General features: G+C 72.3%; 13 protein-coding genes and 2 pseudogenes. 7 read left to right on the top strand and 8 right to left on the bottom strand.

Annotated elements, in window-relative coordinates:
• Positions 1-261: 261 nt before the first annotated feature.
• Positions 262-1,701: an amino acid permease gene (locus tag RKE29_RS02355; RefSeq protein ID WP_312003342.1), complete on the top strand. Its 1,440-nt coding sequence runs from the start codon at positions 262-264 to the stop codon at positions 1,699-1,701.
• On the opposite strand, the gene RKE29_RS02350 is transcribed toward RKE29_RS02355, so the two are convergent.
• Entirely contained in the window at positions 1,698-2,111 is a 414-nt protein-coding gene (locus RKE29_RS02350; protein ID WP_312003296.1) for an NTP pyrophosphohydrolase, read from the bottom strand. The genes RKE29_RS02355 and RKE29_RS02350 overlap by 4 nt on opposite strands.
• 67 nt (positions 2,112-2,178) lie before the next feature.
• On the opposite strand from RKE29_RS02350, the gene RKE29_RS02345 reads away from it, so the two are divergent.
• Complete coding sequence (locus tag RKE29_RS02345) at positions 2,179-3,213, top strand: hypothetical protein (protein WP_312003295.1); 1,035 nt, start codon at positions 2,179-2,181, stop codon at positions 3,211-3,213.
• Between the two features lie 31 nt (positions 3,214-3,244).
• On the opposite strand, the gene RKE29_RS02340 is transcribed toward RKE29_RS02345, so the two are convergent.
• Positions 3,245-3,991 carry an AAA family ATPase gene (locus RKE29_RS02340; protein WP_312003294.1) on the bottom strand — a complete coding sequence of 249 codons (747 nt, stop codon included), beginning with the start codon at positions 3,989-3,991 and terminating at the stop codon, positions 3,245-3,247.
• Positions 3,992-4,107: 116 nt separating this feature from the next.
• Positions 4,108-4,731, bottom strand: a complete 624-nt coding sequence (locus RKE29_RS02335) for a hypothetical protein (protein ID WP_312003293.1) — start codon at positions 4,729-4,731, stop codon at positions 4,108-4,110.
• A gap of 241 nt (positions 4,732-4,972) precedes the next feature.
• On the opposite strand from RKE29_RS02335, the gene RKE29_RS02330 reads away from it, so the two are divergent.
• The 5 genes and pseudogenes from RKE29_RS02330 to RKE29_RS02310 all read left to right on the top strand — a co-directional run bounded on the left by RKE29_RS02330 (position 4,973) and on the right by RKE29_RS02310 (position 7,726).
• Entirely contained in the window at positions 4,973-5,830 is an 858-nt protein-coding gene (locus RKE29_RS02330; protein WP_312003292.1) for a helix-turn-helix transcriptional regulator, read from the top strand.
• Complete coding sequence (locus RKE29_RS02325; RefSeq protein ID WP_312003291.1) at positions 5,817-6,068, top strand: DUF397 domain-containing protein; 252 nt, start codon at positions 5,817-5,819, stop codon at positions 6,066-6,068. The genes RKE29_RS02330 and RKE29_RS02325 overlap by 14 nt, the downstream gene beginning before the upstream one ends.
• Positions 6,068-6,298, top strand: coding sequence for a DUF397 domain-containing protein (locus RKE29_RS02320; protein WP_312003290.1), 231 nt, complete (start codon positions 6,068-6,070; stop codon positions 6,296-6,298). Before RKE29_RS02325 ends, RKE29_RS02320 begins: the two co-directional genes overlap by 1 nt.
• Before the next feature lie 47 nt (positions 6,299-6,345).
• A pseudogene (locus tag RKE29_RS02315) lies at positions 6,346-6,873 on the top strand (GntR family transcriptional regulator); the annotation flags it as partial.
• 274 nt (positions 6,874-7,147) lie between these two features.
• Complete coding sequence (locus tag RKE29_RS02310; RefSeq protein ID WP_312003289.1) at positions 7,148-7,726, top strand: HD domain-containing protein; 579 nt, start codon at positions 7,148-7,150, stop codon at positions 7,724-7,726.
• Positions 7,727-7,819: 93 nt separating this feature from the next.
• On the opposite strand, the gene RKE29_RS02305 is transcribed toward RKE29_RS02310, so the two are convergent.
• The 5 genes and pseudogenes from RKE29_RS02305 to RKE29_RS02285 all read right to left on the bottom strand — a co-directional run.
• Positions 7,820-9,952 carry a 3-hydroxyacyl-CoA dehydrogenase NAD-binding domain-containing protein gene (locus tag RKE29_RS02305; protein WP_312003288.1) on the bottom strand — a complete coding sequence of 711 codons (2,133 nt, stop codon included), beginning with the start codon at positions 9,950-9,952 and terminating at the stop codon, positions 7,820-7,822.
• A complete protein-coding gene (locus RKE29_RS02300) occupies positions 9,949-11,166 on the bottom strand; it encodes an acetyl-CoA C-acyltransferase (RefSeq protein WP_312003287.1) in 1,218 nt (405 codons plus the stop codon). The genes RKE29_RS02305 and RKE29_RS02300 overlap by 4 nt, the downstream gene beginning before the upstream one ends.
• A 396-nt stretch (positions 11,167-11,562) precedes the next feature.
• The gene (locus RKE29_RS02295) at positions 11,563-12,840 is read right to left on the bottom strand and encodes a ribonuclease D (RefSeq protein WP_312003286.1); all 1,278 of its coding nucleotides are present in this window, start codon (positions 12,838-12,840) and stop codon (positions 11,563-11,565) included.
• Between the two features lie 202 nt (positions 12,841-13,042).
• Complete coding sequence (locus tag RKE29_RS02290; protein ID WP_312003285.1) at positions 13,043-13,705, bottom strand: response regulator transcription factor; 663 nt, start codon at positions 13,703-13,705, stop codon at positions 13,043-13,045.
• 382 nt (positions 13,706-14,087) lie between these two features.
• Positions 14,088-14,220, bottom strand: a pseudogene (locus tag RKE29_RS02285) (DUF3000 family protein); the annotation flags it as partial.

The following is a 14,220-nucleotide window of genomic DNA, read 5'->3' as shown; positions in this document are numbered from 1 at the left end:
CGCATCTATACGCACGCCCCTCTGGCCGATAGCCCGACCGGCGCAGTGCCCGCCCCCTCCCTCACCCCCATCGGGTGAAACGCCGGGCGCGCGGCTGCGCGTCAGCCGCCGCCGGCCGGGCCGCCGCCAACCATGGCGCGGACAGGCGAGCGCGGAGGTGTACCGGTGGGCGCGAGGCAGTCCGGCCGCGGCGGCACGGGCGGAGGCACCCGCCCCCGCGCCCGTACCCACTACTTCCGTACGAAGCCGGTCGAGCAGTCCATCGCCGACACCGAGGAGCCGGACCGCGCGCTCCAGCGCTCCCTGTCCGCCCTGGACCTCACCGTCTTCGGCGTCGGCGTCATCATCGGCACCGGCATCTTCGTCCTCACCGGCACGGTCGCCCGCGACCAGGCGGGCCCGGCCACCGCCCTCGCCTTCCTGGCGGCGGGCGTCGTCTGCGCGCTGGCGGCCCTGTGCTACGCCGAGTTCGCCTCCACCGTCCCGGTGGCCGGTTCCGCGTACACCTTCTCGTACGCCTCGCTCGGCGAGCTGCCCGCCTGGCTCATCGGCTGGGACCTGATGCTGGAGTTCGCCCTGGGCACGGCCGTCGTCGCCGTCGGCTGGTCCGGCTACGTACGCTCCCTGCTGGACAACGCGGGCTGGCACCTGCCCGACGCGCTGGCCGGGCCCGAGGCCGCCGACGGCGTCGGCTTCGACCTGCTCGCCTTCCTCCTGGTGCTCGCGCTCACCGGCATCCTGGTACTGGGCGTGAAGCTGTCCGCGCGCGTGACGGCGCTCGTCGTCGCCGTCAAGGTGACCGTCGTGCTGCTGGTCATCGTCGCCGGCGCCTTCCTGGTCCAGGCGGGCAACTACGACCCGTTCATCCCCCCGGCCCGGGGCTCGCTGTCCGGCTCGGGCGTGCACGCGCCGCTGATCCAGCTCATCGCGGGCTACCGGCCCACGACCTTCGGCGTGCAGGGCGTCTTCACCGCGGCCGCCGTCGTCTTCTTCGCGTTCATCGGCTTCGACATCGTGGCCACGGCCGCCGAGGAGACCCGCCGCCCGCAGCGCGACGTGCCGCGCGGCATCCTCGGCTCGCTGCTGGTGTGCACCGCCCTGTACGTCGCGGTGTCGCTGGTGGTGACCGGCATGCGCCACTACACCGAGCTGACCGTCGACGCGCCCCTGGCCGACGCCTTCAAGGCCACCGGGCACCCCGGGTTCGCGGGCCTCATCAGCTTCGGCGCCGCCGTCGGCCTCACCTCGGTGTGCATGATCCTGCTGCTGGGCCAGACCCGGGTGCTATTCGCCATGAGCCGCGACGGCCTGCTGCCGCGCGTCTTCTCCAAGGTCCACCCGCACTACGCCACTCCGTACCGCTCCACCGTCCTGCTCGGCGCGGTCACCGCGGTGGTCTCCGGCTTCACCACCGTCTCCCAGCTGGCGGAGCTGGTGAACATCGGCACGCTGTTCGCCTTCGTCGTGGTCGCCGCCGGCGTGGTCGTCCTCCGCCGCACCCGCCCCGACCTGCACCGCACCTTCCGCGCCCCGTGGGTGCCGGTGCTGCCCGCAGCGTCGGTGGCCGCGTCGCTGTGGCTGATGCTGAACCTGCCCGCGCAGACGTGGCTCCGGTTCGCGGCGTGGATGGCGGCGGGCCTGGTGGTGTACGGGCTGTACGGGCGCACCCACAGCCGCATGAGCCCGACGACCCGGCTCTAACCGGCGCGGCCCCGTACGGCCCGCGGCCCCACCACCCCGGCCCCCAGCGCCGCCACCCGCGCCCGCAGCCCCCGGTCGGCGGTCACCACCAGGCACGGCCGTCCCGGCGCGCGCCCCGCCGCCAGCTCCACGATGTGATCGTCACCGCTGCCGGACGCGGACTCCACCCGTACGCCCTCCACAGACGCCACCCCGCGCGCGGCGCCCTCGACCACCAGCACCAGCTCCAGCGGCCCCCGGGCGGCCCACCCGGGCACGCCGGGGCCTTGCGGCAGCCCGCCCTGGTGGCCTTGGACGAGCGCGGCGAGCCGGTCGCGCAGCCGCTCGGCGGCGCCACGCCGGTCGCGCCACCAGCCGTCCGGTACCGACCCGATCACATTCGCGGCGTCCACGAGCACGAGACCTTCCATGATGGAGGCAAAATACAGGGGAGTAGACGATCGGTTACGACGCGGTGTGGAAGGTTGGCGGCAGGCCATGGCGTTGCGGTTGTTCCGCGGCAAGGACGGCAGGCTCACGGCCTACGCGGCGGTGCCGGGCGGCACCCACCGCTGGACCGAGAACCGGCCGGGCGGCCCCGACTGGACCGGCCCGCTGCACACCGACACGCCGGGCCTGGCGGCGGTGACCACGGCGCAGGGCGCGGACGGCTACCTGCACCTGGTGGGCCTGCGCTTCCGGCACGACGGCAGCCGCACGCTCACCGACGTGCTGCACGCGACCCAGTTCCAGACCGGCCGACCCTGCACGGCCTGGCACGCGCTGGGCACCCCGCGCCCCCCGAAGGACAGCCCCGCCGCCCGCCGCACCGGCCCCCCGGCGGCGGCCGTGGACGGCGAGGGCCGCCCGCACCTGTTCGTCCGCAACGCCGACGGCGGGGTCAGCGTGCGCTGGCAGGACACCAAGGGCACCTGGAAGGACTGGACCGACCTCAAGGGCGAGGGCGTCGTCGGCGGCCTGGCCGCGGCGGCCATGCCCGACGGCCGCGTCGAGGTGTTCGCGGCGGCGGGGGACAGGGTCCTGCACTGGCAGCAGCCCAAGCCCGCCGCCGCCTTCGAGCCCGACGACGACATCCCGGCCCGCCCGCAGCAGGATTCGCTCTCCGCCGTCGCCGTCGGCGGCGAGACGGTCACCTGCTACTGGCGCGACGCGGACGGCGGCGGCCTGCGCGCCTGGCGCCCCGGCGCCGAGCCCGCTTCCTTGGGCGGCGAGACGGGCACCGGCCCGGTCGCGGCGGCTCGCGTCGAGATCGACGGCTTCGCCTGCACCGTGCTGGCCCACGCCGACGCCAAGACCGGCCGTATCGCGGTGGCCGCCCACCCGGCGGAGGACGAGTCGGCGGGCGTGTGGTGGACCCCCACCGGCGACCCGGGCGCCCGCGAGCCCGCGCTGGCGCTGGACGGGACGGGCCGGGTGGTGCTGGCGGCGCTCGGGCCGGGCGGGGAGCTGCGGGTGACGCGGCAGAAGACGGACGAGTCGGGGCTGGCGCTGCGGGCGTGGGTGCGAGTGTGAGCCTGCGGCTGCGCCCGGCCCGGAGCCCGGGCTACCGCCCGTCGGGTCCGGCCTCGCCGAGAACGCGGCGCAGGTACTGCTCGGGCCCGGCGAGGTAGCGGCGCCAGTGGTCGACCAGGAGCAGGTCGTCCCACGCGACCGGTTCGATGCCGTGGTCGCCGAGTTCGAGAATCCGGGCGCCGGGCAGCGCGGTCAGCAAGGGGGAGTGGGTCGCGCAGACGATCTGTCCGCCTGCCGTAGCGAGCCGGTCCATGAGGCCCACGAGGCTCAGGCACGACGTGAAGGACAGGGCGGCCTCCGGTTCGTCCATCAGGTAGAGGCCGGGCTGGTCGAACATCGTGTCCAGCACGGTGAGGAAGCCCTCGCCGTGGCTCTGCTCTGTTAGGTCGGCTTCCCAGAACCCGAACCGCCCCGAGACGTTCTGAGCCAGGTTGAACAGCGTCTCCGCGCGGAGGAAGAACCCCTGCCGCTGACGGCGCGGTCCGGTGAGGAGCCGGTGACCGGCGCTGGTGAAGTCCGCCCGGAGGGCGTCGCCCAGCAGGGTGGGCGCGCCGGTGCTGGAGTACTTCGTACCGGCCTTGCCGCCCTCGGAGCTGATCTTGCAGAGGTCGGCGACGGCCTCCACGATGGTGGACTTGCCTGAGCCGTTCTCTCCGACCAGGAAGGTGACGGACCGGTCGAACCGCAGGCCGTCGCCGCGCAGGTGCCGTACGGGCGCGAGGGTGAACGGCCACGTGTCCGGGGGTTCGGCGTCGAGGTGGATACGGGTGAGGAACATCAGCGGCCTTGGGTGAGACTCGGTCGGCGAGGTGGTGGAGGGGTTACCGGCACTGTGTGACTGGGGCGGCCGACATCGATCGGAGTACGTACCGGTGATCAGGTGTCCACATCAGATCAACGATCTGAACGGGCGTCGCGTTCGGCTTCCAGGTCCACGAAGACCCACTTGCGCAGGGTCACGACGGCCTGGGCGGCCCGTACCCAGCGGATCGCGTGGTCGTCGTAGGCGACGGTCGCGTCCGTCGCCGGTCCGCCGGGAGGGTAGAGGACGCCGTACACGCCGTACGGCTGCGGGTCGCGTACGCGGAGGGTGACGAAGTCCCGGCGCAGGTGGGGACATTGCAGGGTGGCCTTCTTCGCGCAGGGCAGGCATACCGGGGGATGGGTGGTCCGGAGGTTTTCCTGCCAGCTCGGGTCGTTCGGGTCGAGGTCGTCCTTGAGCAGCCACAGCACGCCCTGCTCGGTGCGGTCGGCAGGCCCGCCGCAGACCTGGCACAGCAGCTTGCGCATCGCCCGGCACTGGCGGCGCGCGTGGACCCGGCCGAACTCAGGGCGCCCCCGCATGTCCTTGGGCAGGATCGACAGCCGCGACCACAGGACCCCGTCGAGACGGTCCTGCGGGACCTCGTCTCGATAGGCGATCCCCCAGGGAAGCCTGACCACCCCGGCGTCGACGTGCCGCTCCCGGCTCCACGCAGTGATGTAGGGAACGGTGCCCGGGCGATTGGTGATCGACATGCTGCCTCCAGACGGTGCTTCCAGGCGCAGGCAGTCGCCCAGCGGCGCCAGGTGCGCGCGCTGTGTGACCGATCCCACGGTGGACCTGAAGCTGGCATCCCGTCAAGTCCAAGGACTGACTGTGGACTATTCTCTAGACAGTCTTAGGACACGAACTCGGGGCTGACTACCTGTTGGTACCCTCGGTTCACACTCCGTGGGAGGGGAGGAACCCATGCCTGGGGGCGCGAATACGCAGCTCATGTCACGCATCGGCCTGGGACGGGCGCTCAAGAGACTGCGCGAGGGCAAGGGGTTGGTGATCACTGAGGTGGGCGCGCGCCTTGGGTGCGATCCCTCGATGATCAGCAAGATCGAACTGGGGCGGAGGGCTTGCTCACAGGCACTCATCACTGGGCTGCTCGACCTCTATGACGTTCCGTCGGAGCAGCGGGAGAGCCTGATTGAGCTGCACACGGACACGAAGGATCGACGTCAAGGCTGGTGGCACAGCTACAGTGATGTGATCAGCGCCGCCTACGAGCGCTACCTGGCGTTCGAGGACGCGGCGGCGCAGGTCCGTGAGTACCAGTTGGGGATCGTCCCCGGCCTACTCCAAACCGAGGACTACGCCAGAGCCGTCATGTCGGTCGGCTTCGCATCGCTCGGCCCTGACCAGGTTGACGGCCTGGTCGAAGTCCGCATGCAGCGGCAGCGTAACCGTCTGTTCGAGGCGCGCGTCCCCATGCAGTGCCATTACGTGGTCACCCAGGCGGCGTTGGAATTCCAGGTCGGAGGGCCGCGTGTTCAGCGTGCGCAGCTCCAGCACCTGCTGGACGTCTCAGAACGAGACCATGTCAAGCTTCAGGTGATCCCGTACGAGAAGGGTGATGAGGGTTCGCAGCTCGCGGGCTTCTATCTCCTCTCGTTTGAAGATCCAGATACTCCGGACGTCGGCTTCGGTGACTCCCTCGCGGGTATCTTGACGATGGACGAACCACGCGACGTCCGCCGTCTCAACAGGCTCTTCAGGAGTCTGTCGCAAGCCGCACTCCCAGATGACGAGACTCGCGACCTCATCGAACGCATCAAGAACAGGAAGAACGATGGACAAGGCTGAGCTGTACGCGCTCGACGTCGAGGGGCTGGACTGGCGGAAGAGCAGCCTCACCTCGGACAACGGGACCTGCTTCGAGTTGGCCGCTCTGCCGGGTGGCGGTGTGGCGGTACGGGACTCGAAGAACCCCGCAAACGGTCACTTGTGCTTCACTCAGGTCGAGTGGCAGGCGTTTAAGGGCGGTGTCCTACTCGGGGACTTCAACCACCTCGACCAGACCAGGCGGACAGCGGAGAGCTGATGGACAAGGCTGAGCTGTACTCGATCGATGCCGAGAGACTGAACTGGAAGAAGAGCAGTCTCACCGCCAACAACGGCGCTTGCTTCGAGTTGGCGCCTTTGCCGGACGGCGGTGTGGCGGTTCGGGACTCGAAGAACCCTTCGAACGGTCACCTGTGCTTCACGCAAGCTGAGTGGAAGGCGTTCAAGGGTGGACTGCTGCTCGGGGACTTCGACCACCTCGACCAGTGAAGGTGAGCCCGATCAACCAGCAGGGCGACGGATCGCTGCCGCATCCCCGGCCGCTGCGGCGCCGTGGCATCCAGCGCCTCTCACAGGAGCACTGGGGCAGCGGCCGCTCCCTGTGGGCCGCCGACGAGGAGAGCCGCGCGCTCGTGGTGGACCAGTTGTCGGTCACCGAGACGGCGGCGTCGGCCGGGATTGCCGTCGTGCTCGCGCTGGACGAGGGAGCCGCCGTCTGCGTCCGGCGGCGGCGGTACGTGTTGGACGGCAAGCCCGTCCTCCTGGCCACCTCGTACCTCCCCGCCGAACTGGTCGCGGGTTCTCCCGTCACGCAGGAGGACCCCGGACCGGGCGGCATCTACGCCCGTCTGGCTGACCTCGGCCACAAGCCGGTGCACTTCCGGGAGGAGATCCGCTCGCGCATGCCGTCCCGGGAGGAGGCGGAGCGGCTGGAGCTGTCGACGGGAACTCCGGTCGTACTGGTCTGCCGTACCGCCTTCCGTGATGATGGCCGCGCGGTCGAGGTCAACGAGATGACGCTGGACTCCGCGTCCTTCGTGCTCGAATACGACTTCGACGCCTGACGATTCGGTTGGTCTGTGTCACTGGTCTGCTGACCCTCGCGGCCGGGTCGGAGACACCCGACCCGGAGTCAGGTTTCCGTGAGACCCGCGCGGGCGCTGTCCGGCGCCGCCACCACGTTCTGACCGTTCCGACACTCGCGGGCACCTCGCCGAGCGGGCCATCCGACTCCTGGACTGCGGAGGACTCGCCCTCGCCCCCAAGTCCCGGCGTGACCTCAGCGCTGTGCAAGACGTTCTACGGGAACCACGCACGTGACCTACTGGAGGGCATGACATGACGGACGACACCGCGCAGGCGAAGGGCACCGCCGGGTTCCTGATGGAGATGGGCATGCTCAAGCGGGCCAAGCGGTCTGGCTGGTGGATCGCCGGGGTCAAGGACCCGGAGTCGATCGCCGAACACTCCTTCCGGACGGCGGTGATCGGCTCCGTGCTCGCCATGATGGAAGGCGCCGACCCCGCGAAGGTCGCCCTGATGTGCGTGTTCCACGACACTCAGGAGACGCGCGTCGGTGATATCCCGCACATCGGTCGGCGTTACCTGAGCGCCGCGTCGAACGAGGAGGTCACCGCCGACCAGGTATCCGCCGCGCATCCCGCCGTCGCCGCCGGAGTGCAGCAGGTCGTCGAGGAGTACGAGAACGGCAGCAGCCAGGAGGTGGTCGTTGCCCACGACGCCGACAAGCTGGAATGCCTCATTCAAGCCGTCGAATACCGTGAGCAGGGGTGTGCGAACGTCCAGAACTGGATCGACACCAGCCTCGCCAGCCTGAAGACGTCTTCCGCCCAGGCTCTCGCCGAGGCCGCCCTGACCATGACTGCCGTGGAGTGGCAGCAGACCTATCTACGCTGACCCGGGGCCCCGGCAAACGCCACGGCGGGCCGTACGGAACCCCGAGGTCCCGTACGGCCCGCCGTCGGCGGAAGACCCGCGTCGCGCGGAGCGCTACGCGGCCGGCACGCTCGCCACGCCCGGGGCCAGGAACGTCTTGCCGACGATCCGCTCCGAGACGCCCTCCCGGTCCAGGCAGGGAATGACCCCGCCCAGGTGGAACGGCCAGCCCGCGCCCGTGATCAGGCACAGGTCGATGTCCTGCGGCTCGGCGACGACGCCCTCGTCCAGCATGAGGCCGATCTCCTGCGCCACGGCCTCCAGCACCCGCGCCCGCGCCTGCTCCTCCGTGAGGACGTTGTCGCCGCGCACGAGCAGGGCCTCGACCTCCGGGTCCAGCTCCGGCTTCCCGGAGTCGTGGACGAAGAAGCCGCGCTTGCCCGCCTTGACGACCCGCGAGAGGTTCTCGGAGACCGTGAAGCGGTCCGGGAACGCGGCGTTCAGGGTCTCGGAGACATGCAGGGCGATGGCCGGGCCGACCAGCTCCAGCAGCTCCAGCGGGGACATCGGCAGGCCCAGCGGCTCGACGGCCTTCTGGGCCACGTCGATCGGGGTGCCCTCGTCGATGACGTTCTGCACCTCGCCCATGAAGCGGGCCAGGATGCGGTTGACCACGAAGGCCGGGGTGTCCTTGACCAGGACGGCGGTCTTCTTCAGCTTCTTGGCGACGGCGAAGGCGGTGGCCAGGGACGCGTCGTCGGTCTTCTCCGCCTTGGCGATCTCCAGCAGCGGCAGGATCGCGACCGGGTTGAAGAAGTGGAAGCCCACGACCCGCTCGGGGTGCTTGAGCTTGGCGGCCATCTCGGACACCGACAGGGACGAGGTGTTGGTGGCCAGCACCGCGTGCTCCGGGGCGACGGCCTCCACCTCGGCGAACACCTGCTGCTTGACGCCCATCTCCTCGAAGACGGCCTCGATGACGAAGTCCGCGTCGTGGAAGCCGGCGGCCTTGTCCAGGGTGCCGGTGACCAGGGCCTTCAGGCGGTTGGCCTTGTCCTGGTGGATGCGGCCCTTGAGCAGCAGCATGTCGATCTGCTCGTGGACGTAGCCGACGCCCTTGTCGATGCGCGCCTGGTCGATGTCGGTCAGCACGACCGGCACCTCCAGGCGGCGCGCGAACAGCAGCGCGAGCTGCGAGGCCATCAGGCCCGCGCCGACCACGCCGACCTTGGTGACCGGGCGGGCCAGGGACTTGTCCGGCGCGCCGGCCGGGCGCTTGCCGCGCTTCTGGACCAGGTTGAAGGCGTAGATGCCGGACCGCAGCTCGCCGCTCATGATCAGGTCGGCGAGGGCGTGGTCCTCGGAGTCGAAGCCCTGGCGCAGGTCGCCGTTCTTGGCGGCGGCGATGATGTCCAGCGCGCGGTAGGCGGCCGGGGCCGCGCCGTGCACCTTGCTGTCGGCGATCTCGCGGCCGCGCTCCACGGCGCGGTCCCACGCCTCGCCGCGGTCGATCTCCGGCCGCGCGACCTCGATCTCGCCCTTGAGGACGGCGGCGGTCCAGTGCAGGGACTGCTCCAGGAAGTCGGCGCCCTCGAAGATCGCGTCGGCGATGCCCAGCTCGTGCACCTGCTTGGGCTTCAGCTGCCGGTTCTGGCTCAGCGAGTTCTCGATGATGACGCTGATCGCGCGGTCCGGGCCGATGAGGTTCGGCAGCAGGGTGCAGCCGCCCCAGCCGGGGACCAGGCCGAGGAAGACCTCGGGCAGCGAGAAGGCGGCCGCGGAGGCGGCGACGGTGCGGTACGTGCAGTGCAGGCCGACCTCGACGCCGCCGCCCATCGCCGCGCCGTTGTAGTACGCGAAGGTGGGCACGCCCAGCGACGCCAGGCGCGTGAAGACGGCGTGCCCGCCCTGGCCGATGACGAGGGCGTCCTCGCGGGTGGCCAGCAGCTCGACGCCCTTGAGGTCGGCGCCGACGGCGAAGATGAACGGCTTGCCGGTGACGCCGACGCCCACGATGGAGCCCTCGGCGGCCTCCGCCTCGACCTGGTCCAGCGCCGCGTCCAGCTTCAGCAGGGAGCCGGGGCCGAAGGTGGTGGGCTTGGTGTGGTCGAAGCCGTTGTCCAGCGTGATCAGGGCGAACCGGCCGGCGCCGCCGGGCAGGTCCAGGTGGCGTACGTGCGCCGAGGTCACGACCTCGTCGGCGAACAGCTCCGCCGCGCGCGCCAGGGAGTCTTTGGTGGTGGTCACTTGGTCCCCTCGAAGTGCGGGTTCTCCCAGATCACGGTGCCGCCCATGCCGATGCCGATGCACATGGTGGTCAGGCCGTAGCGGACCTGCGGCTGCTCCTCGAACTGGCGGGCGAGCTGGGTCATCAGGCGCACGCCAGAGGAGGCCAGCGGGTGGCCGAAGGCGATGGCGCCGCCGTACTGGTTGACGCGCGGGTCGTCGTCCGCGATGCCGAAGTGGTCCAGGAACGCCAGGACCTGCACGGCGAACGCCTCGTTGACCTCGAACAGGCCGATGTCCTCAATGGACAGGCCCGCCTTGGCCAGCGCCTTCTGCGTCGAGGGGACCGGGCCGTAGCCCATGACCTCCGGCTCCACGCCCGCGAACGCGTAGCCCACCAGGCGCATCTTCACCGGCAGGCCCAGCTCCCGCGCCACGTCCTCGGCGGCGATCAGGGAGGCGGTGGCGCCGTCGTTGAGGCCCGCGGCGTTGCCCGCCGTCACCCGGCCGTGCGGGCGGAAGGGGGTCTTCAGGTTGGCCAGGTTCTCCAGGGTGGTGCCCGGCCGCATCGGCTCGTCGGCGGTGGCCAGGCCCCAGCCGGTCTCGCCGCCTTCAGGGTTGGTACGGCGGATCGCGATCGGCACCAGGTCCTGCTGGATCTTGCCGTTCGCGTACGCCTTGGCGGCCTTCTCCTGGCTGCGCACCGCGTACTCGTCCGCGCGCGCCTTGGTCAGGTGCGGCAGCCGGTCGTGCAGGTTCTCCGCCGTCATGCCCATGAACAGGGCGGACTCGTCCACCAGCTTCTCGGCCACGAACCGCGGGTTGGGGTCGACGCCCTCGCCCATCGGGTGGCGGCCCATGTGCTCCACACCGGCGGCCACGGCGATGTCGTACGCGCCGAAGGCGACCGAGCCGGCGGTGGTGGTCACGGCCGTCATGGCGCCCGCGCACATGCGGTCGATCGCGTAGCCGGGCACCGACTTGGGCAGGCCGGCCAGCAGCGCGGCCGTGCGGCCGATCGTCAGGCCCTGGTCGCCGATCTGGGTGGTCGCGGCGACGGCGACCTCGTCCACGCGCTCGGGCGGCAGGTTGGGGTTGCGGCGCAGCAGCTCACGGATGCTCTTGACGACCAGGTCGTCGGCGCGGGTCTCGTGGTAGATCCCCTTGGGACCCGCCTTGCCGAAGGGGGTCCGGACGCCGTCGACGAAGACGACGTCCCTAGCGGTACGAGGCACGTTGGCTCTCCTCCAGGTGCGGGACGGCACAGCTGGCGGAACGCGCCCGCGGCGCGCCCCGCACACCGCCATGCTACTCATGGGTAACCAAGCTGCACAGCCCTCGCCCGGCAAGCGGCGAAGCTCACATGGCGCGGGTCGGGGGACTGGGGTACGGGGGGCTGCCGTCCGCGCGCTCCCGGTCGGACGGGCGGCGCGTACGCCGGGCGCGGGCGCGCTCGGGGCGCCCGGCGCGCTCCGGGGACGGCCCGTGCGCCGGGTGCCGTACGGAGGCCGGGGCCTGGCCGGGGGGCCTGGCCGGGGTCCGGCTTGGGGTCCGGCTTGGGTGTCCGGCGGCCGGGCCCGATACGGGTCCGGCCCGCGCGTGCACGGCCGCGCCGCTCCACGCGCGTCACGTCACGCCGAGGCGGTCCCCAGCGCCGCCGTCAGGGCCGGAGCGACCTGCTCGACCTGCCACGGCCGCGCCCCGTGCCCGGCCAGCGCGGCGGCCACGGACTCCGGCGTGGCCGGCGCCGGGGGCTCCCAGCACAGGCGGCGGACGGTGTCGGGAGAGATCAGGTTCTCCTGCGGCATGGCCAGCCGCTCGGCGAGGGCCGTCACCGCCGCGCGCGCGGCCGACAGCCGGGCCGCCGCGACCGGGTCCTTGTCGGCCCAGGACCGGGGCGGCGGAGGGCCGGTCACCGGCTGGGCCGGCAGCGGCAGCTCCGACTCCGGCAGGGCGCGGGCCCGGTCCACCGCCGCCTGCCAGTGGTCGAGCTGGCGGCGGCCCATGCGGTGGCCGAACCCGGGCAGCGCGGCCAGCGCCCGTACGTTCGCGGGCAGCGCCAGCGCGGCCTCCACGATGGCCGCGTCACCCAGCACCTTGCCCGGCGAGACGTCCCGGCGCCGCGCGACGCCGTCCCGGGCGGTCCACAGCTCGCGCACCACCGCCAGCTGGCGCCGCCGCCGCACCTTGTGCATGCCCGACGTGCGCCGCCACGGGTCCTTGCGCGGCGGCGGGGGCGGGGCCGCGGCGATGGCCGCGAACTCCTGCCGCGCCCACTCCCGCTTCCCCTGCCGCTCCAGCTCCTCCTCCAGCGCGTCGCGCAGGTCGACCAGCAGCTCCACGTCGAGCGCCGCGTACCGCAGCCAGGGCTCGGGCAGCGGGCGGGTGGACCAGTCGACGGCGGAGTGGCCCTTCTCCAGGCTGTAGCCCAGGACGTTCTCCACCATGGCGCCCAGGCCCACGCGCGCGTACCCGGCCAGCCGGCCGGCCAGCTCGGTGTCGAACAGCCGGTCCGGCACCATGCCGATGTCCCGCAGGCAGGGCAGGTCCTGCGTGGCCGCGTGCAGCACCCACTCGGTGTCGCCCAGCGCGGCGCCGAGGGCGGACAGGTCGGGACAGCCGACCGGGTCGACCAGGGCCGTGCCCGCCCCGGCGCGGCGGAGCTGGACCAGGTACGCCCGCTGCCCGTAGCGGTAGCCGGAGGCGCGCTCGGCGTCGACGGCGACCGGGCCGTGCCCGGCCGCGAACGCCGCGACGATCCCGGCCAGCTCCTCGGGTCCGGCCACGACGGGCGGGATGCCCTCGCGGGGTTCGAGCAGGGGGACCGGCGCCGGGGGGAGGTGGGCCTGAGTGGCGTCCCCGGGGGCTCGCAGTGTCGTCTCGGCTGCGGTCTCTTGGGCGTCGGTCACCTGTCAAGGGTAGCTGTGCCGCGCGGATATGCTCCGGCGCCCGTCTCCGGAACGTCACGACGCGGACGCCGCGGCGCCGGGTGCGCGGGCGGGGATACGGGCAGGCGGGCGGTCCGTCGGCCCGCCTGCCCGTCAGTCCGTCGGGCAGGCGGGCGGGCGGACAGACGGCCGGGCAGGCGGGCAGGCGGAGTGCGCGGCCGGGTCAGTGGATGATGCCGGTGCGCAGGGCCACGGCGACCATCCCCGCCCGGTCGCCGGTGCCCAGCTTGCGGGCGATCCGCGCGAGGTGGCTCTTGACGGTCAGCGCCGACAGGCCCATCGAGACGCCGATCGCCTTGTTCGACTGGCCCTCCGCCACCAGCCTCAGCACCTCGACCTCGCGGCCCGACAGCTCGCGGTAGCCGCCGGGGTGGCCCGGCGCGCCCGGTGGACGCCGGTGCATGCGGGCGGCCGCGGCCCCGACGGGGGTCGCGCCCGGTCTTCCGGGCAGGCCGAGGTTGGTGCGGGTGCCGGTGACGACGTAGCCCTTGACGCCGCCCGCGAGGGCGTTGCGCACGGCGCCGATGTCGTCGGCGGCGGACAGGGCCAGGCCGTTGGGCCACCCCGCCGCCCGGGTCTCGGACAGCAGGGTGAGGCCGGAGCCGTCCGGCAGGTGGACCTCGGCGACGCAGATGTCGCGCGGGTTGGTGATCCGTGGCCGGGCCTCCGCGATGGACGACGCCTCGATGACGTCGCGCACCCCGAGGGCCCACAGGTGGCGGGTGACGGTGGAGCGGACGCGGGGGTCGGCGACGACCACCATGGCCGTCGGCTTGTTCGGGCGGTAGGCGACCAGGCTGGACGGTTGCTCAAGGAGAACAGACACCAGGCCTCCTGGGGAGAGTGGTGGGACGGGTCATCACGTCCTTCGGCACGGATCCGGCCAGGCTTTAGAGAAAGATCACGATTTGGTGAGTAACAATTCCGGCAATTAGGACGGCTGATCGAGTGCTGTGACGCCGGTGGCGCCGGTGGCGTGGGTGGTTTCGGCGCGGCGGGCCCCGGGACGGTGCTCGCGGGGGCGGCCAGGGGCAGGCGCGGCGGGCCGACGGCACGCGCGGGCGGCCGGCAGCGCGTACGGCGCAGGAGCGGTCGGCCGACGGGGCGTACGGCACGCGCGGGCGGCCGACGGGGCGTACGGGCCCGGGGGCGGCGTACGAGGGGCGGTACGGCGCGGGGGGCGGCCGACGGGGTGGTACGGCGCGCGGTCAGCGGGCCAGCGGCCCCCGGCGCTGCGGCAGCGACACCACCCCCGCCTCGCTCGGGCCGCCCGGCGGCAGGCCCGCCACCTGGCACAGCAGGTCGCACCACGCGGCCAGGTGGGCCGCGGTGTCCGGCGCC

Source organism: Streptomyces sp. B1866, from assembly GCF_031932565.1.
Taxonomy (GTDB): Bacteria; Actinomycetota; Actinomycetes; order Streptomycetales; family Streptomycetaceae; genus Streptomyces.
Note: the sequence above shows the minus strand (reverse complement) of the source record. Positions and strands in the feature narration are given on the sequence as shown.

Bases quoted from the DNA above. Each gene is read 5' to 3' on its own strand.
- RKE29_RS02350 (WP_312003296.1), bottom strand. From the start codon at position 2,111: ATGGAAGGTCTCGTGCTCGTGGACGCCGCGAATGTGATCGGGTCGGTA.
- RKE29_RS02345 (WP_312003295.1), top strand. From the start codon at position 2,179: ATGGCGTTGCGGTTGTTCCGCGGCAAGGACGGCAGGCTCACGGCCTAC.
- RKE29_RS02340 (WP_312003294.1), bottom strand. From the start codon at position 3,991: ATGTTCCTCACCCGTATCCACCTCGACGCCGAACCCCCGGACACGTGG.
- RKE29_RS02335 (WP_312003293.1), bottom strand. From the start codon at position 4,731: ATGTCGATCACCAATCGCCCGGGCACCGTTCCCTACATCACTGCGTGG.
- RKE29_RS02330 (WP_312003292.1), top strand. From the start codon at position 4,973: ATGTCACGCATCGGCCTGGGACGGGCGCTCAAGAGACTGCGCGAGGGC.
- RKE29_RS02325 (WP_312003291.1), top strand. From the start codon at position 5,817: ATGGACAAGGCTGAGCTGTACGCGCTCGACGTCGAGGGGCTGGACTGG.
- RKE29_RS02320 (WP_312003290.1), top strand. From the start codon at position 6,068: ATGGACAAGGCTGAGCTGTACTCGATCGATGCCGAGAGACTGAACTGG.
- RKE29_RS02310 (WP_312003289.1), top strand. From the start codon at position 7,148: ATGACGGACGACACCGCGCAGGCGAAGGGCACCGCCGGGTTCCTGATG.